The sequence below is a fragment of the Brevundimonas albigilva genome (assembly GCF_023573565.1).
GTDB classification, from domain to species: Bacteria; Pseudomonadota; Alphaproteobacteria; order Caulobacterales; family Caulobacteraceae; genus Brevundimonas; species Brevundimonas albigilva.
On the sequence record NZ_CP097649.1, the window covers coordinates 1,540,936 to 1,566,308 of the forward strand.

Here is a 25,373-nt window from a genome sequence, read left to right on the forward strand (position 1 = left end):
GTCCGCCTCACGATTTCAACAATCCCCCGAACACGGCGTCCAGGGTCGTGTCGACCAGGGCCTGGCGCTCGGCCCACGGGAAATAGGGCTTGGTGATCATCAGCGACACCACGCCGTGGGCCGAGGCCCAGATGGCCTGGGCGATGAGCGTCGGCTCGCCCGTCATCCGGCCGGCCCGGACCGTCTCGGCCACCGCGGCCTCGAAGCTGTCGAACAGCCCGCCGCCCATTTCCTGGGCCATGGTCTGGGCGCCCTCGCGCGCCTCGGCGGGACGGGTCAGATAGATCAGCCGATAGGCGTTGGGATGGTCGAAGCCGAAGGTCACATAGGCCTCGATCATGCGCCGCAGCCGGACCTCGGGCGGCGCCGGCGTCTCGGCCAGGTCGCGCGTGGCCTCGATCAGCCGGGCGAACGCCTCGCGGCAGATCTCCTGCAGGATTTCGCCCTTGTCGGCGAAGTGCATGTAGAGCGCCGTCGACGACAGGCCCACCGCGTCGGCGATCTTGCGGATCGTGGCGCCTTCGTAGCCGTGCTCGACGAAGATGCGTTCGGCGGCGGCCAGGATTTCCCCTCGGCGCGAATGGCCTTCGCCCTTGGGCTTTCGGTTCGAACGCGGGTTGGCGGCGGTCAAGGGTCAGCTCCGTGCGGGCCCCTGCATACCCATTCCCGTCCGCAACCGCCAAGGCTTGAACTATTGGGTTGCGTCAAATACCAATCCTGGATTGTCGGGCTGGGGAGGCGGCCATGGGGGCGGACGGGGGCGCAGCCGTCGCGGACGCGGATCGCGTCGCGCACGCCAGCGCCGCGCGGGACGGCGCGACGATCGGCCAGACCCTGCTGTTCACGGGCCTTCTGGCCTTCGCCTGCTGCGCGCTGCTGTCGGCGCCCACGCCCGCCCTGGCGTGCGCCGTCGCCGGCCTTCAGGCGCTGTTCGTCCTGACGTCGATGTGGCGGTTCGCCCTGGCCATCGCCAGTCTGGCCCCGATCCCCCAGGCGCCGGCCCTTGAACGCTGGCCGCGCTACACCGTCCTGGCCGCGCTTCACGACGAGGCCGATGTCGCCCCGCAGCTGATCCGAAACCTGTCGCGCCTCGACTATCCGGCGCATCGGCTGGAAGGCTTCCTGGTGCTGGAGGCCCATGACGCCGCCACTCTGGCTGCGATCGAGGCGACGCCCCGCCCGGCCTGGCTTCACGTCCTGATCGCCCCGCCTGGCGCGCCCCAGACCAAGCCGCGCGCTCTGAACTTCGCCCTGTCGCGCGCCAGCGGGGCCGTTCTGACCATCTATGACGCCGAGGACGCTCCCGATCCGGGCCAGTTGCGCGAGGCGGCGTCGCGCTTCATGCACGACCCCGGCCTGGGTTGCCTGCAGGCGCCGCTCCGAATCCGCGACCGCTCCCACCTTCCGCGATCCGGCTTCCTGGATCGGCAATTCGCCCTGGAGTACGCCTCGCTGTTCGAGGTGACGCTGCGCGGCATGGCGCGCCTGGGCCTGCCCTTCCCCCTGGGCGGCACCAGCAACCACATCCGCATGAGCGCCCTGCGCCAGGCCGGCGGATGGGACGCCTACAACGTCACCGAAGACGCGGACCTGGGCTTTCGCCTGTGGAGGAACGGCTGGCGCCTGGGCGTGATCGCCCGTCCGACCCTGGAGACGCCGCCCGGCGGCTTCGACCGCTGGCTGCCCCAGCGGACGCGCTGGCTGAAGGGCTATATGCAGACCTGGGGCGTCCATACGCGAGCGCCGCTGGGCCTGGGCGCGCGCGGTCTGGCCGCCTTCGTCATGACCGTGGGCATGGCCATCGTCTCGGCCCTGGCCCACGCCCCTGCGCTGGCCTGGCTGACGGCGGCGGTGCTGATCGGCTTGGCGTCGGGCCTGTCGCCGGGGGTGCCGATCCCCTCGATCGGCGTTCTGCTGCTGGGCGCCATCGCCGCCTGGATGGGCTGCGCGGTCGGGGCCCGGCGCGCCGGCCTGGACTACCGCCTGTCCGACATGGCCTGCGCGCCCGCCTACTGGGCGCTGCTCAGCGTCGCCTTCCTGCACGCCCTCTGGCGGCTGGCGACCCAGCCCTTCGTCTGGGACAAGACGCCCCACGACCGGGACCGCGATCGCGTCGAAACCGTCGACGGCGCTGGACGCGAGGCGGCCTGAGCGCCTATCAGCGCGACGATGGCGCCCAAGCTCTCTCCCACGCCCGAAACCCTGGTGACCCGAGGCTGGTCCGACTACGCCCTGCTGGATTCCGGCGACGGAAAGAAGCTGGAGCGCTACGGCGGCCACACCGTGGTCCGGCCCGAGCCCCAGTGCTTCTGGTCCCCGCGCGATCCGGCCGCCTTCGACGCCGCCAACGCCGTCTTCGACCCTCAGCAGGAGGAAGAGGATTCCGGCCGCTGGCGGTTCGACCAGCACGGCCCCATCGACGCCTTCCCGCTGAAATGGCGCGACGTGCGCTTCACCGGCCGCTTCACCCCGTTCCGCCACCTGGCCTTCTTCCCGGAACAGGCGGCCAATTGGGAGTGGCTTGACGCCCGCGTGCGCGGCCTGGACCGGCCGAAGATCCTGAACCTGTTCGGCTATACCGGCGTCGCCAGCCTGGCCGCCGCCGCGGCCGGGGCCGAAGTCACGCACGTCGACGCCTCCAAGAAGTCCGTGACCTATGCACGCGAGAACGCCGACCTGTCCGGCCTGGCCGACCGCCCGATCCGCTGGATCGTCGAGGACGCGCGCAAATACGTCGCCCGCGAGGTCCGTCGCGGCTCGAAATACCACGGGATCATCCTGGACCCGCCCAAGTACGGACGCGGTCCCACCGGCGAGGTCTGGCGGCTGTTCGAGGACATGCCGGGCCTTTTGAAGGACTGCGCCGCCCTGCTGGACGACGATGCGGACTTCCTGCTGCTGAACGCCTACGCCGCGCGCATATCGGGCCTGTCGCTGGCCCACATGATGGCCGAGGCGACGCACGACCGGGGCGGACGCATCGACTGGGGCGAACTGGCGCTGTCGGAAGACGGTCCGGACGCCCGCGCCATCGGCCTGTCGTTCTTCGCGCGATGGAGCCGATGACCGAGCGCCTCATCACCTCCCTGACCAACGACACGGTCAAGGCCGTGCGCGCCCTGCACATGCGCAAAGAGCGCGAGACCACCGGGACCTTCCTGGCCGAGGGGCTGAAGTTCATCGGCGAAGCGCTGGACCAGGGCCGCGCGCCCCGGATGCTGCTGGTCGGCCAGGACGCCCGCCCCCACCCCCTGCTGGACCGCGCAAAGGCCGAAACGCTGAAGGCCGGCGGCGAGATCGTCGTCGTCACCCACGCCATCCTGGAAAAGATCAGCCGCCGCGACAATCCGCAGACCGTGCTGGGCGTGTTCGACCAGGCCTATGCGCCGCTGGACGCCCTGAACCCCGACAGCGCCCCCTGCTGGGTGGCGCTGGAGCAGGTGCGCGATCCGGGCAATCTGGGCACCATCATCCGCACCGCCGATGCGGCCGGCTGCGGCGGCGTCATCCTGATCGGCGACTGCGTCGATCCCTATTCGGTGGAGGCGGTGCGCGCGACGATGGGCTCGGTCTTCGCCGTGTCGATCACGCGGACGGACCCGGACGCCTTCCTGGCCTGGCGCAAGACCTGGCCGGGCAGCGTGGTCGGCACCCGGCTCGACGCGACCGTCAGCCACCGCACGGCCGTCATGCGCCGTCCGTCGCTGATCCTGATGGGCAACGAACAGGCGGGCCTCACCGACCGGCTGGCCGCCGCCTGCGACGTCAACGTCAAGATTCCGATGCGCGGCCGGGCCGACAGCCTGAACCTGGCCATCGCCACCGGCGTCATGGTGTACGCCGCCACCGACGACCTCTAGCCGGGCGGCCTCCGCCGGGCGTAGGCTGGCGGCCGGAGGGTCGACCATGACCGACAATCGCCTGCTTCCCGCCGCCGTCTTCGGCGGCCTCCTGGCCATCGGCTTCATCGGCGCCGGCGCGCTGATCGGCCAGGGCGTGATCCATGCCCGCGCCGGCGACCGCACCGTCACCGTGCGCGGCCTGTCCGAGCGCGAGGTGAAGGCCGATCTGGCGGTCCTGCCGCTGCGCTTCACCGCCTCGGGCGACGTGCTGTCCGACGTCCAGGCGCGCATCGACGGGGATCTGGTGCTGGTTCGCCGGTTCCTGGCCGCCCAGGGCTATCCGACCGAGGCCGTCGACCTGGGCCGGCTGGAGGTCGCCGACACCCGCTCGCGCGAATACGCCTCCCAGACCGGCGGCCCGCGCTTCATCCTGGCCCAGACGGTGATCGTCCGCACCAATGACGTGGCGCGGGTGCAGACGACGACGCGCGCGCTGAACGATCTGGTGCGCCAGGGCGTGGTGCTGCAGGATTTCCAGGGGCCGTCCTACATCTTCACACGGCTGAACGCGGTCCGGCCGCAGATGATCGCCGAGGGCACCGCCGCCGCCCGCACCGGCGCGGAACAGTTCGCCAAGGATTCCGGCACGCCGCTGGGCCCGATCCGTCAGGCGACCCAAGGCTCGTTCGAGATCCTGCCACGCGACGGCGACGGCGGCGGCGAGGCCGCCTCCATCGACAAGAAGGTCCGCGTCGTCACCACCATCACCTACAGCCTGAAATAGACGCTCAGCGGACGGGCGCGGGCGCCGGGACGGGCGACGGCACGGTGGGCGGCTCGACCGGCGGCAGCCGGGGCGTGTCGGGAAGCGACGGGCGCGGCGGCTCCACGTCCAGTCGGGGGCCAGCCGTCGGGGTCGCCGCCCGTCCCGCGAACAGCAGCCACAGCGCCAGGGCTGCGACCACCACCACGACGGCGACCATGACCGCCCACAGCCTGGAATGTCGGGAACGCGTCGCCACGAACGGTCTCCTCGTCCTTCAGCGGACGAAACGGCGGTCCCGACGCGCCGGTTCCGGCGGCTGATTTCAACGACGGCCCTGACATCGCCGTCTGTGCCCCTTATGTTCCGGCCGAATCCGATCGTTCGAGCGTTTGCCCATTGTGACCGACCTGCCCTCTCCCCGCATCTCCGACCTGGCCCGGGCCCGCGCGCCCGAAGGGGCGGCGCCGCGCGACTACATGACCGGGCTGAACCCCGAACAGCGGCTGGCGGTGGAGACGACCGAGGGCCCGGTCCTGGTCCTGGCCGGCGCGGGCACGGGCAAGACGCGGGTCCTGACCACACGGCTGGCGCACATCCTGGCCACCGGCCGCGCCCGGCCGTGGGAGCTTCTGTCCGTCACCTTCACCAACAAGGCCGCGCGAGAGATGCGCGAGCGGATCACCCACCTGATCGGCCCGTCGGCGGAAGGGTTGCGCTGGCTGGGCACCTTCCACTCCATCGCCGCCCAGATCCTGCGCCGCCACGCCGAGCTGGTGGGTTTGAAGTCGACCTTCACCATCCTGGACACCGACGACCAGGAACGGCTGCTGAAGCAGATCCTGGAAGCCGCCAATGTCGACACCAAGCGCTTCACGCCCAAGTCGCTGGCCAGCCTCGTCGACCACTGGAAGAACCGCGGCTGGACGCCCGACAAGCTGCCCGCGACCGAGGACTTCGCCAACGGCAGGGGCCAGGCGCTGTATGGCGCCTATCAGGCCCGCCTGCGCACGCTGAACGCCTGCGACTTCGGCGACCTGCTGCTGCACAACATCACCATCCTGTCGCAGCACGCCGACCTGGCCGAGGAGTACCGCCGCCGCTTCCGCTACATTCTCGTCGATGAGTACCAGGACACCAACGTCGCTCAGTATCTGTGGCTGCGCCTGCTGACGGCCTCGACCGGCAACGTCTGCTGCGTCGGCGACGACGACCAGTCGATCTACGGCTGGCGCGGGGCCGAGGTGGACAACATCCTGCGCTTCGAACGCGACTTCCCCGGCGCCAGGATCATCAAGCTGGAGCGGAACTATCGCTCGACCAGCCACATCCTGGGCGCGGCCTCGGGCCTGATCGCGGCCAACCGCGACCGGCTGGGCAAGACCCTGTGGACCGAGGACGACAGCGGCGACAAGGTCCGGGTGCGCGGCGTCTGGGACGGCGAGGCCGAGGCCCGCCTGATCGCCGACGAGATCGAGACCGCCCGCCGCCCCCACGCCGGCGAACCGGGCTTGAAATACAAGGACATGGCCATCCTGGTCCGCGCCTCGTTCCAGATGCGCGCCTTCGAGGAACGGCTGGTCATGCTGGCCATCCCCTATACGGTCATCGGGGGCCCGCGCTTCTTCGAACGGGCGGAAATCCGCGACGCCCACGCCTATCTGCGCCTGATCCTGTCCGAGGACGACGACCTGGCCTTCGAGCGGATCGTCAACGTCCCCAAGCGCGGCGTCGGCGACACCTCGGTGCAGAAGATCCTTCAGATCGCCCGCCAGCACGACCTGTCGGCCGTCACCGCCGTGCGCGGCCTGGTCAACACCGACGAGCTTCAGGCCCGCACCCGCACCGCCCTGTCCAACTTCCTGCGCGACCTGGACCGCTGGCGCGCCCTGGCCGAGACCACGCCCCACTGGCAGGTCATGGAGACGGTGCTGGAAGAGAGCGGCTACACCGATATGCAGAAGGCCGACCGCACCAGCGGCCAGACCCGGCTGGAGAACCTGAAGGAACTGGTCCAGTCGATGCAGTCGTTCGACACGCTTCAGGCCTATCTGGAGCACGTCGCCCTGGTGATGGACCTGGACCGCGGCGCCGGCGACGATCCCAACGGCGACGGGGCGGTCCAGATCATGACCCTGCACGGCGCCAAGGGGCTGGAATTCCCGCTGGTCTTCCTGCCCGGCTGGGAGGAAGGCGTCTTTCCCTCGCAGCGCAGCATCGACGAGAAGGGCGAAAAGGGCCTGGAGGAGGAACGCCGCCTGGCCTACGTCGGCGTCACCCGCGCCAAGCAGGACGCCCGCATCTCCTTCGCCGCCAACCGCCTGGTCTATGGCCGGTGGACCAGCCAGCTGCCCAGCCGCTTCGTCGACGAACTGCCCCTGGCCCACGTCGAGGCCCAGTCGGACACCGGCTACTACGGCGCCTCGGCCGGCATGAAGGAGGCCAAGTCACGCTGGGACGACGCCCCGTCCTTCGGCAGCGGCTATTCCTCGCCCGGCTGGAAACGCGCCCAATCCTTCACGGCGGCCCAGACGCCCAGCCGCATCCCGGCCCGCAAGGCCGTCATCGAGGGCGACGGCCGCCTGGTCGCCACCGCCGACCCCAAGTCCGCCTCGGGCTGGACCAAGGGCCAGCGCGTCTTCCACCAGAAGTTCGGCTACGGCCACGTCCGCCTGATCGAGGGCAACAAGCTGCTGGTCGATTTCGAAAAGGCCGGCGAGAAGCGCGTCATCGACAGCTTCGTGGAAAAGGCCTGACAGCCCGCGTCCCAGGCGTCAGTCCGGGACGTTGGCCTCCAGTTCGTCCAGCCACACCCGCGCCGTGCCGTCCGACGGCGCGCGCCAGTCGCCGCGCGGCGACAGCGACCCGCCCGTCACCACCTTGGGCCCGTTCGGCAGGGCCGAGCGCTTGAACTGGGACGTCTGGAAGAAGCGCACCAGGAACTTCCTCAGCCACGCCTTGATGATCGGCAGCTCGAAGGTGATCTTCTCGTCGTCCGGCGTCCCGGCGGGCCAGTCGCCGCGCGCCGCATCGGCCCAGGCCTGTTCGGCCAGATAGGCGACCTTGGACGGCTTCAGCCCGAACCGGCTGATGTAGAACAGGAAGAAGTCGTTCAGCGCATAGGGCCCGACCGTGCTCTCGGTCGACTGGATCTTGCCGTCCGCCCCGGCCGGCACCAGTTCGGGCGAAATCTCGGTGTCCAGGATGGCGTGCAGCGTCGGCGCGGCGTCCGCCCCCACCAGCTGCTTGTCCGCCACCCAGCGGATCAGGTGCCGGATCAGGGTCTTGGCCACCCCGCCGTTGACGTTGTAGTGGCTCATGTGATCGCCGACGCCATAGGTCGCCCACCCCAGCGCCAGTTCCGATAGGTCGCCGGTCCCCAGGACGAAGGCCCCGTTCTGGTTGGCCAGGCGGAACAGATAGTCGGTCCGCAGCCCCGCCTGCACGTTCTCGAAGGTGATGTCGTGAACCGGCTCGCCGTCCGCGAAGGGATGGCCGATATCCTTAAGCATCTGCTCGGCCGCCGGGCGGATGTCGATCTCGGCGCCCGTGACGCCCAGCGCCTTCATCAGGGCCCAGGCGTTCGACTTGGTCCCCTCCGAAGTCGCGAACCCCGGCATCGTGAAGCCCAGAATCCCCTCGCGGGACAGGCCCAGCCGGTCGAAGGCGCGGCAGGCGACCAGCAGCGCCTGGGTCGAATCCAGTCCGCCCGACACGCCGATCACCAGCCGCCGACCGTTCGTCGCCTTCATCCGGCGCATCAGGCCCTGCACCTGGATGTTGAACGCCTCGTAGCAGTCCTGGTCCAGCCGCGCCGGATCGTCGGGCACGAACGGAAACCGGTCGATCGGCCGGATCAGGTCGCTGGCGATGGCGTCCTCGCGCGCGGTGAAGGGCACGACCGTCGCCGCCTCCCCCTCGACCCGCGCGCATTCGGAAAAGGTGCCGTTCCTCAGCCGCTCCAGCCCGATCCGGTCCACGTCCACGTCGGCGACGGTCAGGTGGTTCTCCAGCGCGAACCGCTCGCCCTCGGCCAGCCTGGCGCCCAGTTCATGGATCGTCGCCTGCCCGTCCCAGGCCAGGTCGGTGGTGCTCTCGCCCCAGCCCGAGGCGGTGAAGACGTAGGCCGACAGCGTCCGCGACGACTGGCTGGCGCACAGCATGGCCCGCTCGTCCGCCTTGCCGATCACGATGTTGGAGGCCGACAGGTTGCAGAGAATCCGCGCGCCCGCCAGCGCCGCCCGCGTCGACGGCGGCAGCGGCGCCCAGAAGTCCTCGCAGACCTCCACCGCGAAGACGAAACCCGGCCGGTTGACCGCCTCGAACACCAGGCCCGGCGCGAAATCGACGCTCTCGCCGTTCAGGACCAGCGCGTCCTCGGTCCGCGCCGTCGCCGGGGCGAACCAGCGCTTCTCATAGTATTCGCGATAGTTCGGCAGATAGGTCTTGGGCACGACGCCCAGCACCTCGCCCCCGCCCAGCACCACGGCGCAGTTGAACAGGGCGTCGCCGCCCCGGATCGGCGCCCCCACGATGGCGAGGACGCCGCTGTCCTCGGTCGCGGCGGCCAGCACCGCCACCTGGCGCTCCACCTCGTGCAGCAGCGCCGCCTGCAGGTGCAGGTCGTCGATCGCATAGGCCGACAGCGACAACTCCGGAAACACCACCAGGTCGCACCCCTCGCCCGCCGCCTCGCGGATCAGGGCCAGGTGCTCTTCCGCATTGGCGACCGGATCACCCACATGGCTGACCGGCGTCGCCGCCGCCACGCGCACGAAGCCGTGCGACTTGGGCGAATGAAAGAAATCAGTCTCGGCCATGGGCTCGTCCGCTGCTCCGGCGCGCGCCGGTCGGTTTCCGTATAGTCGGGAATGACGACCGACGGGAATCGTTCGTCCACATGCGCCGCTGCGGACATTCCGAACGTCAGCGGAGGGTGGTCAGCGGACATTGCCCACTTCATTGGCAAGGCTACTCGGGCGTCGCCTCTATCTCGGTGGCTGTCAGGAGTGCGAGCCGCACTCCATCGTCGTCTTGATAAGATAGGGTGTTGGGCGGCACGAGTTCGATCCTCGCCGTGAATAGGGCTTCAATAGAGCGCCTTGGGTAGAACCCAATAAGCGCTTCGGGATCCATCACCTTCTCAAGCCCATCGGCGATCCGATGGACGCTATAGCGATGCTGGCAATCGATGACGTCAATCCGAGCTCTTTCGCGCCCGTCGGAGGAGTAGCGGCCTCTGAAAGTGATCACCTCGCCCGCGTGACGTGACCCCCTGAAACTCCTCCAGGAATAGCTAGAGTCCGCCCAACGAAGGACGGACAGAATGAAGCGATCGAGGTTCACGGAAGAGCAGATCATCGGGATCCTGTGGGAGCAGGAGGCCGGTGTAGCGACGGCGGAGGTGTGCCGACGCCACGGGGTCAGCTCGGCGACCTTTTACAAATGGAAGGCCAAGTTTGGCGGGCTCAACGTGTCGGAGGCTCGGCGGCTCAAGGCGCTCGAGGATGAGAACGCCCGGCTGAAGCGGATGCTGGCGGACGCGATGCTGGACAACGTGGCCCTGAAGGACCTGCTGGGAAAAAAGTGGTGACGCCCGCCGGCTATCGCGAGGCGGCTGGCCATCTGCAGGCCGCCTACGAGATGAGCGAAAGGCGGGCGTGCCGTGTGCTGGGCGTCGATCGGACGAGCGTGCGCTATCAGGCGACGCGCCCGGACGACGGCGCTCTGCGCGACCGGCTGAAGGCCCTGGCCCAGGACCGTCGACGGTTCGGCTATCGTCGCCTGCACGTGCTGCTGCGGCGCGAGGGCCATGCGGTCAACAGGAAGCGGGTCCAGCGGATCTATCGCGAGGAGCAACTGACGGTGCGCCGGCGCGGCGGCCGGAAGCGAGCGATGGGCCCGCGGCGACCGCTGGACCTGCCGCTGGCGCCCAACCAGCGCTGGTCGCTGGACTTCGTCGCAGACCAGATGACGGACGGGCGGCGCTTCCGCATCCTGACGGTGATCGATAACTGCACGCGCGAGTGCCTGGCGCTGGTGGCCGACACCTCGCTGTCGGGCGCGCGGGTCGTGCGGGAGTTGGACGCCGTCATCCGGCAGCGAGGGCGGCCCGACACCATCGTCAGCGACAACGGCACGGAGTACACCTCGAACGCGGTCCTGGCCTGGGCCGACGACACCGGCGTCGGCTGGCACTACATCGCGCCGGGCAAGCCCCAGCAGAACGGCTTCAACGAAAGCTTCAACGGGCGGCTGCGTGACGAGCTGCTGAACGAGACGCTGTTCCGCTCGCTGCCGCACGCTCGCGCCGTGCTGGAGGCGTGGCGACGCGATTACAACGAGCAGCGTCCGCACTCGAAGCTCGGGTGGCTGACGCCGCAGGCTTATGCAGAAGCGCTCACCGGACACATCGGCCGGCCTGCTGCGCTGGTTGGAGGCTGCGCTGACCGGCCTCTTGCCAACCCAGCCGATCACAGCTCAGATCAACCTAGGACTCTCGTTATGGCTGGATGAGAAACGGGGGTCACGTCACGCGTGATGGCGTGCCGCCGTCCGCAAAGCACAAGCTTGAGACGATGACGTTGTAAGTGCTGCTTCCTGCGATGGCGTAGTCGCACAGGCGACAAGGATGGCCGAGGCAGCCATAATCATGATCGCTTTCATGATCGAACGGTCGCACCGACTATCAATGTCCGCAATGGGTCGGGAGGCGACAACTGCATGTGGGTGGGAAGCGGACACTCGGAGATGTAGGCTAGCGCGATGACCGACGCGGACATTCGTCTCAACATCCTCATCTTTGCTCAGCGCGGGTTGCTTTTCGCGGTGCCGCCAAGCCTGCGCGCCATGACGTGCGGCTGGAGCGGAACGAACGTCATGGCGCGGTTCGTGTTCGACGGCCCCATCAGCGAAGACGATGAGGAAAGCGCGAGGATAGTCGGGACAGAAGTCATAGCGGGCTTTCCACCGCCTTGGACCCTGACTGAAGAGGTAGTGCGGCTGGACTATCCGGGCGACCTGCGATCCGGCCAGCTACCTCTCTGGGTCTATGCGCGGAAGGAAACTACGACCGAGGGGCTGCCCATTCGCTGACCGAGCCAGCGGCGGCGCGAAGCCAAGGTCTGCAATGGGTGGAAAGCGGCGCTAGGCTTCCCGCCCAAGCGCCAAGCAGAAGCCGAAAGCGAACTATCCGCCCTTCCCCTTCCCGTCGATCAGCACCGCCTGCTGCCAGGCGCTCGGCGCCTTGTCGGTGCGGTGGATGCAGCCGGGCCAGCAGCAGGGGCGTTTCTTGCCCTCGCGCAGCTCCTCGGCGGTGCGCTCGATCCGGCGCTGGCGGGTCTTGGCCTGTTTGGCGTCGTCGACCCAGCAGATGAACTCGTTGCGCCCCAGCGGCGTCAGTCCGGCCCACAGGTCCAACAGGCCGGGACCGGACCGGATCGCCGTCTCCAGGTCCGCCCCCGCCTCATGCACCACGCCCTGGGGAAATCCGTCCGACATGCCGCCCGCTCCGTTTCGCCGATGACGGCCTCGCCGACGCCGACCCTGCCCTCAAATTCGACGATTGCGATAGCCCGCGCCCGCCGCCGCGCGTATGTTGTCGACCTGAACGCCGACATTTCAAAGGCCTGCGGGATCGTCGCGGCGATCTGCCCGCCTGGGCCGCCCGCCGGCCTACAGTTCCGAAGTCAAAAGCCCCACCCTCGGGAGGTCCGCGATTTCACACGATTCACACTATTCATACGGTGTTTTTCCGACGCGGCGTTTGGGCGCCCCTCGCGTCCCCCGCCGAATACGCCCGAATGCGGATGACGTCCGCCCTCGCCCCCGCTAAAGCCATCACCATGACCGATACGCCGAAAAAGGGCTGGTTCCAGCGCCTGTCGCAGGGCCTCTCCCGTTCCTCCAGGCAGATGACCGATCAGGTCGTCGCCACCTTCGTCAAGGAGCCCCTGTCCGAGGCGTCCCTGGAGCAGTTGGAAGAGCATCTGCTGGAAAGCGACCTGGGTCCGGCCGCCGCCGCGCGCATCGTCGAGCGGTTCCGCACGCTGAAGTTCGGCAAGGACGCGCCCGAGCGCGAGGTCAAGGAGGCGCTGGCCGAGGCGGTCGCCGCCGAACTGTCGCCGCGCCAGGCGACCTTCGACCCCCTGACCGGCCCCAAGCCCTATGTGGTGCTGTTCGTGGGCGTGAACGGCTCGGGCAAGACCACGACGCTGGGCAAGATCGCCGCCGACCTGACGGAAAAGGGCGCCAAGGTGATGATCGTCGCCGGCGACACCTTCCGAGCCGCCGCCCGCGAACAGCTGAAGGTCTGGGCCGAACGCGCCGGCGCCCATTTCGAGGCGCGTCGCGACGGGGCCGACGCCGCCGGCCTGGCCTTCGACGCCTATCAGAAGGCGCGGCAGGAGGGTTTCGACGTCGTGCTGATCGACACCGCCGGCCGCCTGCAGAACAAGTCCGCCTTGATGGACGAACTGCTGAAGATCGTGCGGGTGCTGAAGAAGGTCGATCCGGACGCGCCGCACGACACCCTGCTGGTGCTGGACGCCACCGTCGGCCGCAACGCCCTGGCCCAGGAACAGATCTTCGGCCGCACCGCCTTCGTCACCGGCATCGTCATGACCAAGCTGGACGGCACGGCGCGGGGCGGCGTTCTGGTGCCGGTCGCCCAGGCCTCCGACGCCCCCCTGATGCTGATCGGCGTCGGCGAGGGGGTCGAGGACCTGCAGCCGTTCGACGCCCGCGCCTTCTCGCGCTCGCTGGTGGGACTGGAAGACTGATGGCCGACATCCCCCCGCCCGAGAAGAAGAACCGCCAGTGGATCCGTCAGGCGGTCGACTTCGGCGCCCTGGCCGCCTTCATGGGCAGCTACTTCATCACCCGCGACATGATCCTGGCGACCTGGGTGCTGGTGGGCGCCTCGGCCCTGGCCCTGGCGGTGGGCTTCGCCATCGAACGGCGCTTCGCCCCCCTGCCGCTGATCACCGGCCTGTTCGCCCTGGTGTTCGGCCTTCTGACCGTCTTCACCCACGACGATCTGTTCGTGAAACTGAAACTGACCGTCCAGAACGGTCTTCTGGCGGTGGTCCTGCTGGGTTCGCTGCCGTTGAAGAAATATCCGTTCAAGATGCTGCTGGGCTCGGCGATCCGCGTCAACGACGCCGCCTGGCGCACCCTGACCCTGCGCTACGGCCTCTATTTCCTGGCCGTCGCCATCCTGAACGAGGTGTTCCGCAGCCCGGCGGCCGTCACCGCCCTCTGGCACGCCTTCGGCTGGGCCACGCCCAATCCCAACGACGTCTGGACCAGCTTCCGCGGCGTGCTCTGGATCGCCGCCTCGGTGTTCGGCCTGTCCCAGGTGCCCCTCATCATGCGAAACATGATCAAGGACGAAGAGCCCGGCCCCGTCTCGCCCGATCCTGGTCTGTAAGGGGAACTGTCGCAGAACCGACGCAGTTTCCCCGTCAAATCGTAAAGCGTCGCTGATACGTGTTCGGACGAAACGGTTCGGGGGACGTCACATGGTCAAGTCCGGTAAGCTTCCCAGGAAGATCGGCCCGCTGGCGAACTCGCCCAGCCACCTGATGCACCGCGCCCTGCAGCTGGCGCTGGACATCTACGCCGAGGAAACCGGCCCCGACGGCCTGACCCAGCGCCAGTTCGCCGTCCTGGAAGCCGCCTCGCTCAAGGCCGGCCTGACCCAGACCGAGCTGGTGCGCATGACCGGCATCGACCGCTCCACCCTGGCCGACCTGGTCACGCGCATGACCGCCAAGGGCCTCTTGGAACGCGAGCGCTCGACCCTGGACGCCCGCGCCAAGGCCGTGCGCCTGTCGCCTGACGGCGCGGCCCGGCTGGAAGCCGCCCGGCCCAAGGTCGAGGCCGCCGACAAGCGGATCATGGGCCTGTTGCCCAAGGGCCAGCGCGACGCTTTCCTGAACCAGCTGGCCGAGCTGGCCGCCGCCGCCGACGCCGCCCCCGACGCCGCCAAGGCCGAGGCCAAGGCGCTGAAAAAGGCCCAGAAGCTGGCCGAGAAGGAAGCGCGGAAGGCCGAGAAGGCCATCCGCAAGGCTCAGCCCAAGCGCCCCAGGGCCGACAAGCCCAAGAAGCCGAAAGCCGCCCAGGCCGCCTGACGACTCGACGCCGGGCCGCCGGTCGGCCACCCTCGCGGCCTGATCGATCCGGGAGGCCCCATGTTCACCAGGCGCACCGCCCTCGCCGCCGCGGCCGCCGCCGCCGCCGCCCTGCCCGCCCGCGCCGGCGCCGCCTCCGGCTTCGTCACGCGCGAGGGAAGCCGGCTGACGCTGAACGGCCGTCCCTACCGCTTCGTGGGGGCGAACGTCTGGTACGCCGCCTGGCTGGGGATGGCCGGCCCCGGCGGCGACCGCGCCCGCCTGGGACGGGAACTCGACGCCCTGGCCGGAGACGGCGTGACGAACCTGCGCCTGGCCGCCTCCGCCGAGCTGTCGCCCCTGCGCAACTCCGTCCGCCCGGCCTTTCGCGACCGTGACGGCTACAACGAGGCGCTGCTGGTCGGCCTCGACCACGCCCTGGCTGAAATGGCCCGGCGAGGGATGAGGGCGGTCCTTTATCTGACCAACTTCTGGGAGTGGTCGGGGGGCATGATGACCTACCTGTCCTGGGTCAACGGCGGCCGCTACCTGAACATGAACGACCCGGCCCATCCCTGGCCCGCCTTCGCCGACTTCAACGCCGACTTCTACCGCAGCGCCGAGGCCGTGGCCCTGTATCACGACTACGTCCGCGCCGTGGCGGGCCGCGTCAACACCGTCACCGGCCGCGCCTACGCCGAAGATCCCACCATCATGGCCTGGCAGCTGGCCAACGAGCCTCGCGCCGGCGGCGGCGAGGACACGGTCCGCGACAACCAGCCCGCCTTCCAGGCCTGGATGTCAGGCACGGCCCGGCTGATCAAGGCCCTGGCGCCGAAGCAACTGGTCTCCACCGGCAGCGAAGGGTTGATGGGGTCGGCCGGCGACCGCCGGATCGTGCTCGACACCCACCGCCCCGCCGACATCGATTACCTGACCGCCCATATCTGGCCCGGCAACTGGAGTTGGCTGAAGCTCGACGACATGGCCGGCACCGACGCCGAGGCGCGGCGGCTGGCGCGCGACTACATCGACCAGCACATCGCCCTGGCCGAAGAGCTGGGCAAGCCGCTGGTGATCGAGGAGTTCGGCTATCCCCGGGACGGCGATCGCTATGAACCCGAGGCGCCGACGACCTACCGCCAGGGCTTCTATCGCGACGTCCACGCCGCCGTCCTGGAAAGCGCCAAGGCCGGCGGTCCCCTGGTCGGGTCGAACTTCTGGGCCTGGAGCGGCGAAGGCCGGCCGCGCCACGCCGACCATCGCTTCCAGGCGGGCGACGACGCCTGGCTGGGCGACCCGCCGCACGAGCCGCAGGGCTGGTACGGCGTGTTCGACACCGACAGCGACCTGCGCGCCGAGGTCCGCGCCCACGCGGCCGCGCTGGCCGCGCTCTGACGCCTCAGAGGTGCAGGGTGCGGCCGTAGGCGTCCAGCGCCGCCTCGTGCATGGCCTCGCTCATCGTCGGGTGCGGATAGACGATGCCCTGGATGTCCTCTTCCGTCGCCTCCATGGTGATGGCGGTGACATAGCCCTGGATCATCTCGGTGACTTCGTGGCCCATCATGTGGGCGCCGATCAGGGCGCCGGTCTTGGCGTCGAAGATCACCTTGACGAAGCCGTCCGGCTCGCCCGCCGCCACGGCCTTGCCGTTCACCCGGAACGGGAAGCGGCCGATCTTGACCTCGCGCTTCGCCTCGCGCGCGCCCTGCTCGGTCACGCCGACCGAGGCGACCTGCGGCTGGGCGTAGGTGCAGCCGGCGATGGGCGAATGGACGTTGGGGGTCTTGTAGCCGGCGATGTGCTCGGCGGCGTGAATGCCCTCGTGGCTAGCCTTGTGCGCCAGCCAAGGCGCGCCGGCGCAGTCGCCGATGGCGTAGAGGCCCTTCACGTTCGTGGCGCAATGGCTGTCGGTCTTGATGTGGCCGCGGTCCAGTTCGACGCCCAGCGCCTCCAGGCCGATGCCGTCGGTGTTGGCGGTGATGCCAACGGCGGAGATGCAGACCTCGGCCTCCAGGCTCTCGGCCTTTCCACCGACCTCGATGTCGACCTTCACGCCGGCGCCCGCCTTGGCGACCCTGGTCACCTTGGCGCCGACCTTGAACTTGATCCCGCGCTTCTCGAACGACTTCTGGGCGGCCTTGGACACCTCTTCGTCCTCGACCGGCATGATGCGATCCACAGCCTCGACGACCGTCACCTCGGCGCCCAGGGCGCGATAGAAGCTGGCGAACTCGATGCCGATGGCGCCCGAGCCGATGACCACGAACGACTTGGGCAGTGTCTTCGGCGCCAGGGCGTCGCGATAGGCCCAGATCTTGTCGCCGTCGGCCTCCAGCCCGATCTGCGGCAGGGCGCGGGCGCGGGCGCCGACCGCCAGCATAACCGACTTGGCCTCCACCGTGCGCGAACCGCCGGCCTTCAGGGCGATGACCACCTTGGGCGCCGCCGCTCCCTTCTCCAGCTTGGCCGAGCCCTCGATCACCTCGATCTTGTTCTTCTTCATCAGGAAGGCGACGCCCTTGTTCATCGTCGCCGCGACCCCGCGCGAGCGCTGGATGATGGCGTCGAAGTCGAACGACGCGCCGGACGCCGACAGTCCGTATTCCTTCAGGTGGCTCAGGCTCTCGAACTTCTCGCCCGATTTCAGCAGGGCCTTGGTCGGGATGCAGCCCCAGTTCAGGCAGATGCCGCCCAGGTTCTCGCGCTCGACGATGGCGACCTTCAGGCCCAACTGGCTGGCGCGAATGGCCGCGACGTAACCGCCGGGGCCCGAGCCGATGACGACGAGATCGAATTCAGCAGCCATTAGATCAACTTCTCGATGTCGGCCTTGATGGCCTCGGGTTCAGTCTGCGGGGCGTAGCGGGCGACGACCCTGCCCTCGCGGTCGGTCAGGAATTTGGTGAAGTTCCACTTGATCGCCTGGGAACCCAGGAAGCCGCGCTTCTGCTGCGTCAGCCAAGCGTAGAGCGGATGCCGGTTCGGCCCGTTGACCTCCACCTTGTCGAACAGCGGAAAGGTCACATCGAAACTGGTGGCGCAAAAGGCGGCGATCTCCGCCGCCCGTCCGGGTTCCTGATTTCCGAACTGATTGCAGGGAAAGCCCAGCACCTCAAACGGCCTGTCGGCGAAGGTGCGGTGCAACTTTTCCAGCCCATCGTATTGGCCGGTGAAGCCGCACTTCGACGCCGTGTTGACGATCAGCAGCGCCTGGCCCCGCCAGCGGTCCAGCGAGACCTCTGCGCCGTCGATGGCGCGGGCGGAGAAGTCATAGACCGAGGTCATGACCCCTCCCCTCCGCATTTTCAGCGCATGATCCTATCCGAAAACCGCTGACACTTTTCCGGATCATGCGGCTACGCCAGCATCGCGACGGGATCTTCGATCAGCGGCTTGAACGCCTGCAGGAAGCGGGCGCCGGTCGCGCCGTCGACCACGCGGTGATCGCACGTCAGGGTCACGGTCATGACGGTGGCCGGCACGATCTGGCCGTCCTTGACGACCGGACGCTGCTCGCCGGCGCCCACGCTCATGATGCAGCCCTGCGGCTCGTTGATGATCGAGGTGAACTGCTTGATCCCGAACATGCCCAGGTTGGACACCGAGAAGGTGCCGCCCTGGAACTCCTCCGGCTTCAGCTTGCGGTCGCGGGCGCGCTTGGCCAGGTCCTTGGACTCGGTCGCGATCTGCGCCAGGCCCTTGGTCTCGGCCTTCCTGATGATCGGGGTGATCAGGCCGCCGTCGATCGCCACCGCCATGGAGACGTCGGCGTTGTGGTGCATGGCGATTCCTTCGGGGGTGTAGGAAGCGTTCGCCTCGGGCACCATCTTCAGGGCCAGCGCCGCGGCCTTGATGACGAAGTCGTTGACGGAGACCTTGATCCCCTGCGGCTCCAGCATCTTGTTGACCTTGGCGCGCACCGCCATCAGTTGGTCGATCTCGCAGTCGATGAACAGCGGGAAGTGCGGCACGTTCTGAACGCTGTCGACCATGCGGCGCGCCACGGCCTTCTTCATGCCGTCCAGCGGAATCAGATCGTAGCTTCCATCGGGAATGCCCATCTGCGCCAGGGACAGAGCCTTGCGCGGCTCCACGCCAGCGGCCGGCGCGGCGCCCGTCGCGGCGGGCTGGGCCGCGCCCTTGGGCGCCCCTTCCACGTCACGCTTGACGATGCGGCCGTGCGGGCCGGTGCCCTTGATCGACTTCAGGTCCACGCCGTTCTGGGCGGCGATGCGGCGCGCCAGGGGCGAGGCGAAGATGCGCTCGCCGCCGTCGGATTTCGGCGCGGCCGGAGCGGGGCTCTGAGCCGCCGGAGCGGCGTCCTTCGCGGGCGCCGGCGCGGTCTCGGCCCTGGGGGCCTCGTCGGGCTGGGCGGTCGGCGCGGCTTTCGGCGCGGGCGCCGCGTCGTCGCCGGCCAGACGGGCGATGGGCGTGTTGACCGGGACGTTCTCGGTCCCTTCCGGAACCAGGATCTCCAGCACTTCGCCCTCGTCGACGGCCTCGACCTCCATCGTGGCCTTATCGGTCTCGATCTCGGCGATCACGTCGCCGGCGGAGACGACGTCCCCGACCTTGACGTGCCATTTGGCCAGAACGCCCTCTTCCATCGTCGGAGACAGCGCCGGCATCAGGATATCGGTCATTGGGCAGTAGCTCCTTCAGCGGAGGCGGCGGCGCGGGCGTGGGCCGCGCTCCAGCTGTCGCAGATGGCCTTGAAGGCCGTCGCCTGGTCCAGGCCGCGATGCTCCGCATAGGCGTGGGAATAATGCCAGGCCAGTTCGGCCAGGACGACTCCGACGGCGCCCGGCTCGGCCAGGGCCGGACGGATGTTCATCAGCGGACCGTTTCCGTTCCACCACACGCGCGCCAGCTCGATCACCTGATCCTCGGGCGCATCGAGTCCGTCCGGGATCGGCAGGGCGCGTTGTTCCAGGGCCTTGGCGTCCATCACGCCATCACCTGCTTCACGGCCGCCACGATCTTGTCGGCGCCCGGCAGCGACAGGGCCTCCAGATTGGCGGCGTAGGGCAGCGGCACGTCTTCCTGGTGCACGCGCAGCGGCGGGGCGTCCAGATAGTCGAAGGCGTGTTCGATCACCCGGGCCACGACCTCGGCGCCGACGCCCATCGGTCCCCAGCCTTCCTCGGCCGAGACCAGGCGGTTGGTCTTCTTGACGCTCTCGACGATGGTCTCGTGATCCAGCGGACGCAGGGTGCGCAGGTCGATCACCTCGGCCTCGATGCCTTCCTCGGCCAGTTTCTCGGCGGCCTGCAGGGCGAAGCCGACCATGCGGCTGTGGGCCGTGATGGTGACGTCCTTGCCCTCGCGGCGGACCTTGGCCTTGCCGATCGGCAGGACGTAGTCCTCGACCTCCGGCACGTCGAACTCCAGGCCGTACATCATCTCGTGCTCGAGGAAGACGACGGGGTTCGGGTCGCGGATGGCGGCCTTGAGCAGGCCCTTGGCGTCGGCAGCGTCATAGGGCGCGACGACCTTCAGGCCCGGCACCTGGGCGTACCAGGCCGAATAATCCTGGCTGTGCTGGGCCGCCACGCGGCTGGCCGCGCCGTTCGGGCCGCGGAAGACGATGGGCGCGCGGATCTGGCCGCCCGACATGTACAGGGTCTTGGCCGCCGAGTTGATGATATGGTCGATCGCCTGCATGGCGAAGTTGAACGTCATGAACTCGACGATGGGCTTCAGCCCCGCCATCGCCGCGCCGACGCCCAGGCCGGCGAAGCCGTGCTCGGTGATCGGGGTGTCGACCACGCGCTGGTCGCCGAACTCCTGCAGCAGCTCGCGGCTGACCTTGTAGGCGCCCTGGTACTGGGCGACTTCCTCGCCGATCAGGAAGACCTTGTCGTCGCGGCGCATCTCCTCGGCCATGGCATCGCGCAGGGCGTCGCGAATGGTCGTCTTGACCAGCTTGGCGTCGGCGGGAATTTCCGGGTCGCGCAGTTCGACCTTGGGCGTCGAGGTCTGGGCCGGCGCCTTTTCCGGATCGCCCGTCTTGCCTTCGGCGGCTTCCTTGGGTGTGTCTTCGGTCTTGGCGGCGTCCGCCTTCGGCGACGGGGCGGCCGCGCCGTCCTCACCCGCCAGGCGGGCGATGGGCGTGTTGACCTTCACGTTCTCGGCGCCTTCCGGCACCAGGATTTCCAGGACCTCGCCCTCGTCCACGGCCTCGACTTCCATCGTGGCCTTGTCGGTCTCGATCTCGGCGATCACCTGGCCGGCCGACACGGTGTCGCCCGCCTTGATGTGCCATTTGGTCAGCGTGCCCTCTTCCATCGTGGGGGACAGCGCCGGCATCAGGATGTCGGTCATTTGTTATCCTTGCCAACAAGCGCGACTGGCATGTTGAGCCCTTGGAGCTCGATCATGGCTGCTTGAACCTGAGCGAACTGAATATCGGGCGTTCCGCGAAGAAACACCGCTTTTCCCTCAGCTGCGCGCCGGACCGCATCCGGGTCAGCCGCGACGCCGTCGATTGAGAACGAACCATCAGGTGCGATGTCCACCAAAAGGCTTCCGCCGGTCATGCGGATACCTCCACGTAGACGTCGGTGTAGAGCTCGGACGGATCGGGCTCCGGGCTCTCTTGAGCGAATTGCACAGCTTCGGCGACGATCGCCTTGATTTCGTTGTCGATGGTCTTCAACTCGTCCTCCGTCGCCTTGGCGGCCTGGAGCAGCATCTTGACGTGATCGATGGGGTCGCGGGTCTTCTTGACCTCGTCCACCTCTTCCTTGGTCCGGTATTTGGCCGGGTCGGACATGGAGTGGCCGCGATAGCGGTAGGTCTTCACTTCCAGGATGTAGGGCCCTTCGCCGGCGCGGGCGCGCTCGACCGCCTTCTTCACCGCGTCGCGCACGGCCAGGACATCCATGCCGTCGACCTGTTCGCCGGGGATGCCGAAGCTGGCGCCGCGCTGGCTAAGCTGGGTCGTCGCCGACGAGCGTTCGATGCTCGTGCCCATGGCGTACTGGTTGTTCTCGATGATGTAGATGGCCGGCAGCTTCCACAGCTGGGCCATGTTGAAGCTTTCGTACACCTGGCCCTGGTTGGCCGCGCCGTCGCCGAAATAGACGAAGGCGACCGAATCGTCGCCCCGGTACTTGCCGGCGAAGGCCAGACCGGTGCCCAGCGCCACCTGGGCGCCGACGATGCCGTGACCGCCGTAGAAGCCGGTCGGCACGTCAAACATGTGCATCGAGCCGCCCTTGCCCTTGGACGAGCCGCCGATGCGGCCGGTCAGCTCGGCCATCACTTCCTTCGGGTCCATGCCCGCGGCCAGCATGTGGCCGTGGTCGCGATAGCCGGTGATGATCTTGTCGTGGCCCTGCTTGACGCTTTCCTGGACGCCGACGGCCACGGCCTCCTGGCCGATGTACAGGTGGCAGAAGCCGCCGATCAGGCCCATTCCGTAGAGCTGGCCCGCCCGCTCCTCGAAGCGGCGGATCAGAACCATCTCGCGATAGTAGCGAAGGAGGTCTTCCTTGGACGCGGAAGGGGCGTTCGGAATCTTGTCAGATACGGTGTTCTGCGTGGTCTTGGCTGGGGCTTTCGCCATCCGGCATCTCCCGGCTTGGGCCCCGGGAACCGAAGCCTACTTATCGTTACGGAAGGCGGCTTTAGCAGCCTTCGTTCCCGAAACGCAAAGCGGCCCCGCCAAGCTGTAACAATAGTTCAAGACGGGTCAGGAATGGGCCTGACGGGCCGTCGCGGGGGCCGTCTCGCTCGAGACCCGGATCACATAGTCGCGCGGATCGGAAAAGCCCAGCACGGCGCGCGCGCGTTCTTCCAGCAGATCCCGCGACAGACTGTCCGCGCGCAGATAGCGCACCCGGGTTTCAAGGTCGCGCCGCTGTTCCGTCAGGCCGGCCAACTGGGTCTCGCGCTGCGTCAGCAGTTCGTCGCGTGCGCGACCGCTCAGCAGGCCCCGCTCTCCGGTCAAGGCCTGAACCCCCAGGTAGGCGACCAGCAGCAACAGGACGGCGGACAGGCGGTAAGGTTTCATCCGTTCAGGCAACACCAACGCTCCTTCTGAGCGCGAGAGACACAGTTTCCAAACCATGCCTGGGAATGCCTAACGAATCGTAGCTTGACCGTAAGATTCGGCCAGCTTTGCATTGAGAAATTTGAGGGAATCCGATCCGACCACCGGATTGAGAGGATGCGGGAGGACGGCCGAGCCGCCCTCCCGGCGCAGACCTCAGCGGCTCAGCAGCATGCCGTCGCCGAAATAGACGCCCTGGTCGCCCAGCATCTCTTCCAGGCGCAGCAGTTGGTTGTACTTGGCGACCCGGTCCGACCGCGCTAGCGAGCCGGTCTTGATCTGCCCGCAGTTGGTGGCGACCGCCAGGTCGGCGATGGTCGAATCCTCGGTCTCGCCCGAGCGGTGGCTCATGACGGCGGTGTAGCCCGCGCGGTGCGCCATATCGACCGCGTCCAGGGTCTCGGACAGGGTGCCGATCTGGTTGACCTTGATCAGGATGGAGTTGGCCAGCCCTTCGCCGATGCCGGCGGCCAGGCGGGCGGGATTGGTCACGAACAGGTCGTCGCCGACCAGCTGGACCCGGTCGCCCAGCCGTTCGGTCAGCAGACGCCAGCCGTCGAAGTCGTCCTCGGCGCAGCCGTCCTCGATCGAGACGATGGGGAAACGCTCGACCAGATCAGCCAGGTAGCCGACCATGCCGTCGGCGTCGACGGTCTTGCCCTCGCCCGCCATGACGTACTTGCCGTCCTTGAAGAATTCGGTCGAGGCGACGTCCAGGCCCAGGTGGAAGTCCTCTCCCGCCAGATAGCCGGCCGCCTGGCCCGCCTTGGTGATGAAGGTCAGCGCCTCTTCGGCCGAGGCCAGGTTCGGGGCGAAACCGCCCTCGTCGCCGACGTTGGTGTTGTGGCCGGCGTCCTTCAGCTGCTTCTTCAGGGCGTGGAAGATCTCGGTCCCCATGCGAAGCGCGTCGGTGAAGGTCTCCGCGCCCGTCGGCAGGATCATGAACTCCTGGATGTCGATGGGATTGTCGGCATGGGCGCCGCCGTTGATGATGTTCATCATCGGGGTCGGCAGGACACGCGCCGAGACGCCGCCGAGATAGCGATACAGCGGCAGGCCGGCCGAGATGGCGCTGGCCTTGGCCACGGCCAGCGACACGCCCAGGATGGCGTTCGCGCCCAGACGCGCCTTGTTGGGGGTGCCGTCCAGGGTGATCATCGCCTCGTCGACGCGACGCTGGTCCTCGGCGTCCATGCCGGACAGGGCGTCGAAGATCTCGCCATTGACCGCGTCGACGGCCTTCTGGACGCCCTTGCCGCCCCACAGGTCCTTGTCGCCGTCGCGCAGTTCGACCGCCTCGTGCGCGCCGGTCGAGGCGCCGGACGGCACGGAGGCGCGGCCGAAGGACCCGTCGTCCAGCACCACATCCACCTCCACCGTCGGGTTGCCCCGGCTGTCGAGGATCTGGCGGGCGACGATGTCGGCGATGTCGGTCATGGCTTGGCTCTCTGGCTCAGGCGGGAGGATGGTCACGGCGGTTTAGACGGCCCGCCGCCAAACGCCAATCCTGAGCGGGATTCAGCCTGGGGCCAACCCCGTGGCCCGCCACGGGCCGCGCCGACCGAACCCGCCTAGGCGCAGCCCTCGACCAGCTGGATCGACGGGCCGCCGGCGTGGATCATCTTGACCTTGCCGTCGGAACCCACCTCGTAGCGAACGCCCCGCGCCGAGGCGTCGTCGACGTACTGGCTGGACCCGCCCCGGGTCCAGGCGAACAGGTCCTCGGCGGGCGCGGCCTCGTACTTGTGGGGCTGAGCGACAAGGGCGTCGCCATAGGCCCGCGTCACCGCGGCCGCCTCATCGCCGACAGCGACGCCGCGATCCGTCCTTGTCGCCGCGTTCCGCATCAGGGTGATTCGCGTCAGCACGCCGTTCTGGATCATCACATTGACGCCCTGGGGCGCCTTGGCCGGATGGAACTCGTCGCAGGTCTGGGGATCGGCGCCCCCGACCGCGCTGGGGTTGGCGTCCGCGCCCCATACGGCCGTCAGTTCGGCCAGGGTCATGCCGATGCGCGCCTGTCCAAGCCCTTCGGCGGTCAGGACGTCGTCCCCGACCGTGGGCGCCGAGGGCGAGGCGGATCTGGCGGCCTGATCGGCGGCGGGCGCCGGAGCGGAGGCGGCGGGCCTGTCGGAACCCTCGCACGCGGCAAGGGACATCACAGCCAGAGCGGTTGCGGCGACGAGACGGATCATGGGCGGCGTTCTCTAACAGGGCATGCTGTCCCGAACGCACGAAAACGGCGCGCGGGTCACCCGCGCGCCGTGAAAACCATCGTCCGGCCGAGGCCGGAAGTCGCCGAAGACTAGTCTTCCTTCGGCGTCAGGACCTGGCGACCACGGTAGGTGCCGGTCTTCAGGTCGATGTGGTGCGGGCGCTTCAGTTCGCCGGTGTCCTTGTCCTCGACATAGACGTTCGAGGACAGGGCGTCGTGGGCGCGGCGCATGTTGCGACGCGAGGGAGATACTTTGCGCTTCGGAACGGCCATGTCCGTCTCAATCTCTAGGTCGGGCGCCGCCCAGGGCCGAGGCCTGTCAGGCGCGAAAACAATAGCGGCGGCCCGATAGAGCCGCCACGCGAGGCGCGGCTTATGCATG

The 25,373-nt window shown here is 68.5% G+C and carries 26 protein-coding genes; 11 read left to right on the plus strand and 15 right to left on the minus strand.

From position 1 onward, the window contains the following. Window positions 1–7 precede the first annotated feature (7 nt). A complete protein-coding gene (locus M8231_RS07670) occupies window positions 8–631 on the minus strand; it encodes a TetR/AcrR family transcriptional regulator (RefSeq protein ID WP_249750470.1) in 624 nt (207 codons plus the stop codon). A gap of 113 nt (window positions 632–744) precedes the next feature. Here M8231_RS07670 and M8231_RS07675 point away from each other — a divergent pair, with 113 nt between their 5' ends. The 4 genes from M8231_RS07675 to M8231_RS07690 are packed head-to-tail and all read left to right on the plus strand — an operon-like array spanning window position 745 to window position 4,626. After that, window positions 745–2,151, plus strand: coding sequence for a glycosyltransferase family 2 protein (locus tag M8231_RS07675; RefSeq protein WP_249750469.1), 1,407 nt, complete (start codon window positions 745–747; stop codon window positions 2,149–2,151). Window positions 2,152–2,169: 18 nt separating this feature from the next. Continuing rightward, on the plus strand, window positions 2,170–3,066 hold the full coding sequence (locus M8231_RS07680; RefSeq protein ID WP_249750468.1) for an RsmD family RNA methyltransferase: 897 nt from the start codon (window positions 2,170–2,172) through the stop codon (window positions 3,064–3,066). Further along, window positions 3,063–3,860 (plus strand): TrmH family RNA methyltransferase, encoded by a 798-nt coding sequence (locus M8231_RS07685; RefSeq protein ID WP_249750467.1) that lies wholly within the window; start codon window positions 3,063–3,065, stop codon window positions 3,858–3,860. The genes M8231_RS07680 and M8231_RS07685 overlap by 4 nt, the downstream gene beginning before the upstream one ends. Before the next feature lie 46 nt (window positions 3,861–3,906). Further along, window positions 3,907–4,626, plus strand: a complete 720-nt coding sequence (locus M8231_RS07690) for an SIMPL domain-containing protein (RefSeq protein WP_250202543.1) — start codon at window positions 3,907–3,909, stop codon at window positions 4,624–4,626. A gap of 4 nt (window positions 4,627–4,630) precedes the next feature. On the opposite strand, the gene M8231_RS07695 is transcribed toward M8231_RS07690, so the two are convergent. Further along, the gene (locus M8231_RS07695; RefSeq protein WP_249752004.1) at window positions 4,631–4,864 is read right to left on the minus strand and encodes a hypothetical protein; all 234 of its coding nucleotides are present in this window, start codon (window positions 4,862–4,864) and stop codon (window positions 4,631–4,633) included. Between the two features lie 142 nt (window positions 4,865–5,006). On the opposite strand from M8231_RS07695, the gene M8231_RS07700 reads away from it, so the two are divergent. Beyond that, on the plus strand, window positions 5,007–7,361 hold the full coding sequence (locus M8231_RS07700; protein ID WP_250202544.1) for an ATP-dependent helicase: 2,355 nt from the start codon (window positions 5,007–5,009) through the stop codon (window positions 7,359–7,361). Between the two features lie 18 nt (window positions 7,362–7,379). Here the strand turns inward: M8231_RS07700 and M8231_RS07705 are convergent, their stop codons facing one another. Continuing rightward, window positions 7,380–9,425, minus strand: coding sequence for an NAD(+) synthase (locus M8231_RS07705; RefSeq protein ID WP_249750464.1), 2,046 nt, complete (start codon window positions 9,423–9,425; stop codon window positions 7,380–7,382). Window positions 9,426–9,931: 506 nt separating this feature from the next. Between M8231_RS07705 and M8231_RS07710 the strand changes: the two genes are divergently transcribed. Both M8231_RS07710 and M8231_RS07715 read left to right on the plus strand, forming a co-directional pair. Further along, window positions 9,932–11,121 (plus strand): IS3 family transposase gene (locus M8231_RS07710; protein ID WP_250201334.1). Its coding sequence is split into 2 segments (ribosomal slippage): window positions 9,932–10,184 and window positions 10,184–11,121, totalling 1,191 coding nucleotides; the frame shifts between segments, so codons are not numbered across the junction. Window positions 11,122–11,370: 249 nt separating this feature from the next. Further along, the gene (locus tag M8231_RS07715; RefSeq protein ID WP_249750462.1) at window positions 11,371–11,700 is read left to right on the plus strand and encodes a MafI2 family immunity protein; all 330 of its coding nucleotides are present in this window, start codon (window positions 11,371–11,373) and stop codon (window positions 11,698–11,700) included. 93 nt (window positions 11,701–11,793) lie between these two features. Here the strand turns inward: M8231_RS07715 and M8231_RS07720 are convergent, their stop codons facing one another. After that, window positions 11,794–12,105: a YdeI/OmpD-associated family protein gene (locus tag M8231_RS07720; protein WP_249750461.1), complete on the minus strand. Its 312-nt coding sequence runs from the start codon at window positions 12,103–12,105 to the stop codon at window positions 11,794–11,796. A gap of 344 nt (window positions 12,106–12,449) precedes the next feature. Between M8231_RS07720 and ftsY the strand changes: the two genes are divergently transcribed. The 4 genes from ftsY (at window position 12,450) to M8231_RS07740 (ending at window position 16,115) form a co-directional block, all read left to right on the plus strand. After that, window positions 12,450–13,385 (plus strand): signal recognition particle-docking protein FtsY, encoded by a 936-nt coding sequence (ftsY, locus tag M8231_RS07725; RefSeq protein ID WP_249750460.1) that lies wholly within the window; start codon window positions 12,450–12,452, stop codon window positions 13,383–13,385. After that, window positions 13,385–14,035, plus strand: a complete 651-nt coding sequence (locus tag M8231_RS07730) for an inner membrane-spanning protein YciB (RefSeq protein WP_249750459.1) — start codon at window positions 13,385–13,387, stop codon at window positions 14,033–14,035. Before ftsY ends, M8231_RS07730 begins: the two co-directional genes overlap by 1 nt. Before the next feature lie 91 nt (window positions 14,036–14,126). Beyond that, the gene (locus tag M8231_RS07735; RefSeq protein ID WP_249750458.1) at window positions 14,127–14,738 is read left to right on the plus strand and encodes a MarR family winged helix-turn-helix transcriptional regulator; all 612 of its coding nucleotides are present in this window, start codon (window positions 14,127–14,129) and stop codon (window positions 14,736–14,738) included. A 60-nt stretch (window positions 14,739–14,798) separates the two neighbouring features. Beyond that, complete coding sequence (locus M8231_RS07740; RefSeq protein WP_249750457.1) at window positions 14,799–16,115, plus strand: glycoside hydrolase 5 family protein; 1,317 nt, start codon at window positions 14,799–14,801, stop codon at window positions 16,113–16,115. A 4-nt stretch (window positions 16,116–16,119) separates the two neighbouring features. On the opposite strand, the gene lpdA is transcribed toward M8231_RS07740, so the two are convergent. The 11 genes from lpdA to rpmF all read right to left on the minus strand — a co-directional run bounded on the left by lpdA (window position 16,120) and on the right by rpmF (window position 25,264). After that, window positions 16,120–17,526 carry a dihydrolipoyl dehydrogenase gene (lpdA, locus tag M8231_RS07745; protein ID WP_249750456.1) on the minus strand — a complete coding sequence of 469 codons (1,407 nt, stop codon included), beginning with the start codon at window positions 17,524–17,526 and terminating at the stop codon, window positions 16,120–16,122. Continuing rightward, window positions 17,526–18,005 (minus strand): glutathione peroxidase, encoded by a 480-nt coding sequence (locus M8231_RS07750; protein ID WP_249750455.1) that lies wholly within the window; start codon window positions 18,003–18,005, stop codon window positions 17,526–17,528. Before M8231_RS07750 ends, lpdA begins: the two co-directional genes overlap by 1 nt. Before the next feature lie 71 nt (window positions 18,006–18,076). After that, a complete protein-coding gene (locus M8231_RS07755; RefSeq protein WP_249750454.1) occupies window positions 18,077–19,363 on the minus strand; it encodes a pyruvate dehydrogenase complex dihydrolipoamide acetyltransferase in 1,287 nt (428 codons plus the stop codon). Then, window positions 19,360–19,668 carry a DUF5076 domain-containing protein gene (locus tag M8231_RS07760; protein WP_249750453.1) on the minus strand — a complete coding sequence of 103 codons (309 nt, stop codon included), beginning with the start codon at window positions 19,666–19,668 and terminating at the stop codon, window positions 19,360–19,362. Before M8231_RS07760 ends, M8231_RS07755 begins: the two co-directional genes overlap by 4 nt. Then, complete coding sequence (locus tag M8231_RS07765) at window positions 19,668–21,044, minus strand: pyruvate dehydrogenase complex E1 component subunit beta (protein WP_249750452.1); 1,377 nt, start codon at window positions 21,042–21,044, stop codon at window positions 19,668–19,670. The genes M8231_RS07760 and M8231_RS07765 overlap by 1 nt, the downstream gene beginning before the upstream one ends. Beyond that, a complete protein-coding gene (locus M8231_RS07770; RefSeq protein WP_249750451.1) occupies window positions 21,041–21,259 on the minus strand; it encodes a hypothetical protein in 219 nt (72 codons plus the stop codon). Before M8231_RS07770 ends, M8231_RS07765 begins: the two co-directional genes overlap by 4 nt. Beyond that, window positions 21,256–22,290 (minus strand): pyruvate dehydrogenase (acetyl-transferring) E1 component subunit alpha, encoded by a 1,035-nt coding sequence (gene pdhA, locus M8231_RS07775; RefSeq protein ID WP_250202545.1) that lies wholly within the window; start codon window positions 22,288–22,290, stop codon window positions 21,256–21,258. Before pdhA ends, M8231_RS07770 begins: the two co-directional genes overlap by 4 nt. Window positions 22,291–22,416: 126 nt before the next feature. Beyond that, window positions 22,417–22,737, minus strand: coding sequence for an FtsB family cell division protein (locus tag M8231_RS07780; protein ID WP_249750450.1), 321 nt, complete (start codon window positions 22,735–22,737; stop codon window positions 22,417–22,419). Between the two features lie 195 nt (window positions 22,738–22,932). Beyond that, complete coding sequence (gene eno, locus M8231_RS07785; RefSeq protein ID WP_249750449.1) at window positions 22,933–24,213, minus strand: phosphopyruvate hydratase; 1,281 nt, start codon at window positions 24,211–24,213, stop codon at window positions 22,933–22,935. Window positions 24,214–24,347: 134 nt separating this feature from the next. Next, window positions 24,348–24,971, minus strand: coding sequence for a hypothetical protein (locus M8231_RS07790; RefSeq protein WP_249750448.1), 624 nt, complete (start codon window positions 24,969–24,971; stop codon window positions 24,348–24,350). A gap of 110 nt (window positions 24,972–25,081) precedes the next feature. After that, window positions 25,082–25,264 (minus strand): 50S ribosomal protein L32, encoded by a 183-nt coding sequence (gene rpmF, locus M8231_RS07795; RefSeq protein WP_249750447.1) that lies wholly within the window; start codon window positions 25,262–25,264, stop codon window positions 25,082–25,084. Between the last annotated feature and the right edge of the window lie 109 nt (window positions 25,265–25,373).

What these genes read in the sequence shown, in the direction of transcription:
- M8231_RS07675 (WP_249750469.1), top strand. Translation starts at nt 745, where the DNA reads ATGGGGGCGGACGGGGGCGCAGCCGTCGCGGACGCGGATCGCGTCGCG.
- M8231_RS07680 (WP_249750468.1), top strand. Translation starts at nt 2,170, where the DNA reads ATGGCGCCCAAGCTCTCTCCCACGCCCGAAACCCTGGTGACCCGAGGC.
- M8231_RS07685 (WP_249750467.1), top strand. Translation starts at nt 3,063, where the DNA reads ATGACCGAGCGCCTCATCACCTCCCTGACCAACGACACGGTCAAGGCC.
- M8231_RS07690 (WP_250202543.1), top strand. Translation starts at nt 3,907, where the DNA reads ATGACCGACAATCGCCTGCTTCCCGCCGCCGTCTTCGGCGGCCTCCTG.
- M8231_RS07705 (WP_249750464.1), bottom strand. Translation starts at nt 9,425, where the DNA reads ATGGCCGAGACTGATTTCTTTCATTCGCCCAAGTCGCACGGCTTCGTG.
- M8231_RS07715 (WP_249750462.1), top strand. Translation starts at nt 11,371, where the DNA reads ATGACCGACGCGGACATTCGTCTCAACATCCTCATCTTTGCTCAGCGC.
- M8231_RS07720 (WP_249750461.1), bottom strand. Translation starts at nt 12,105, where the DNA reads ATGTCGGACGGATTTCCCCAGGGCGTGGTGCATGAGGCGGGGGCGGAC.
- ftsY (WP_249750460.1), top strand. Translation starts at nt 12,450, where the DNA reads ATGACCGATACGCCGAAAAAGGGCTGGTTCCAGCGCCTGTCGCAGGGC.
- M8231_RS07730 (WP_249750459.1), top strand. Translation starts at nt 13,385, where the DNA reads ATGGCCGACATCCCCCCGCCCGAGAAGAAGAACCGCCAGTGGATCCGT.
- M8231_RS07735 (WP_249750458.1), top strand. Translation starts at nt 14,127, where the DNA reads ATGGTCAAGTCCGGTAAGCTTCCCAGGAAGATCGGCCCGCTGGCGAAC.
- M8231_RS07740 (WP_249750457.1), top strand. Translation starts at nt 14,799, where the DNA reads ATGTTCACCAGGCGCACCGCCCTCGCCGCCGCGGCCGCCGCCGCCGCC.
- lpdA (WP_249750456.1), bottom strand. Translation starts at nt 17,526, where the DNA reads ATGGCTGCTGAATTCGATCTCGTCGTCATCGGCTCGGGCCCCGGCGGT.
- M8231_RS07750 (WP_249750455.1), bottom strand. Translation starts at nt 18,005, where the DNA reads ATGACCTCGGTCTATGACTTCTCCGCCCGCGCCATCGACGGCGCAGAG.
- M8231_RS07755 (WP_249750454.1), bottom strand. Translation starts at nt 19,363, where the DNA reads ATGACCGATATCCTGATGCCGGCGCTGTCTCCGACGATGGAAGAGGGC.
- M8231_RS07760 (WP_249750453.1), bottom strand. Translation starts at nt 19,668, where the DNA reads ATGGACGCCAAGGCCCTGGAACAACGCGCCCTGCCGATCCCGGACGGA.
- M8231_RS07765 (WP_249750452.1), bottom strand. Translation starts at nt 21,044, where the DNA reads ATGACCGACATCCTGATGCCGGCGCTGTCCCCCACGATGGAAGAGGGC.
- M8231_RS07770 (WP_249750451.1), bottom strand. Translation starts at nt 21,259, where the DNA reads ATGACCGGCGGAAGCCTTTTGGTGGACATCGCACCTGATGGTTCGTTC.
- pdhA (WP_250202545.1), bottom strand. Translation starts at nt 22,290, where the DNA reads ATGGCGAAAGCCCCAGCCAAGACCACGCAGAACACCGTATCTGACAAG.
- M8231_RS07780 (WP_249750450.1), bottom strand. Translation starts at nt 22,737, where the DNA reads ATGAAACCTTACCGCCTGTCCGCCGTCCTGTTGCTGCTGGTCGCCTAC.
- eno (WP_249750449.1), bottom strand. Translation starts at nt 24,213, where the DNA reads ATGACCGACATCGCCGACATCGTCGCCCGCCAGATCCTCGACAGCCGG.
- M8231_RS07790 (WP_249750448.1), bottom strand. Translation starts at nt 24,971, where the DNA reads ATGATCCGTCTCGTCGCCGCAACCGCTCTGGCTGTGATGTCCCTTGCC.
- rpmF (WP_249750447.1), bottom strand. Translation starts at nt 25,264, where the DNA reads ATGGCCGTTCCGAAGCGCAAAGTATCTCCCTCGCGTCGCAACATGCGC.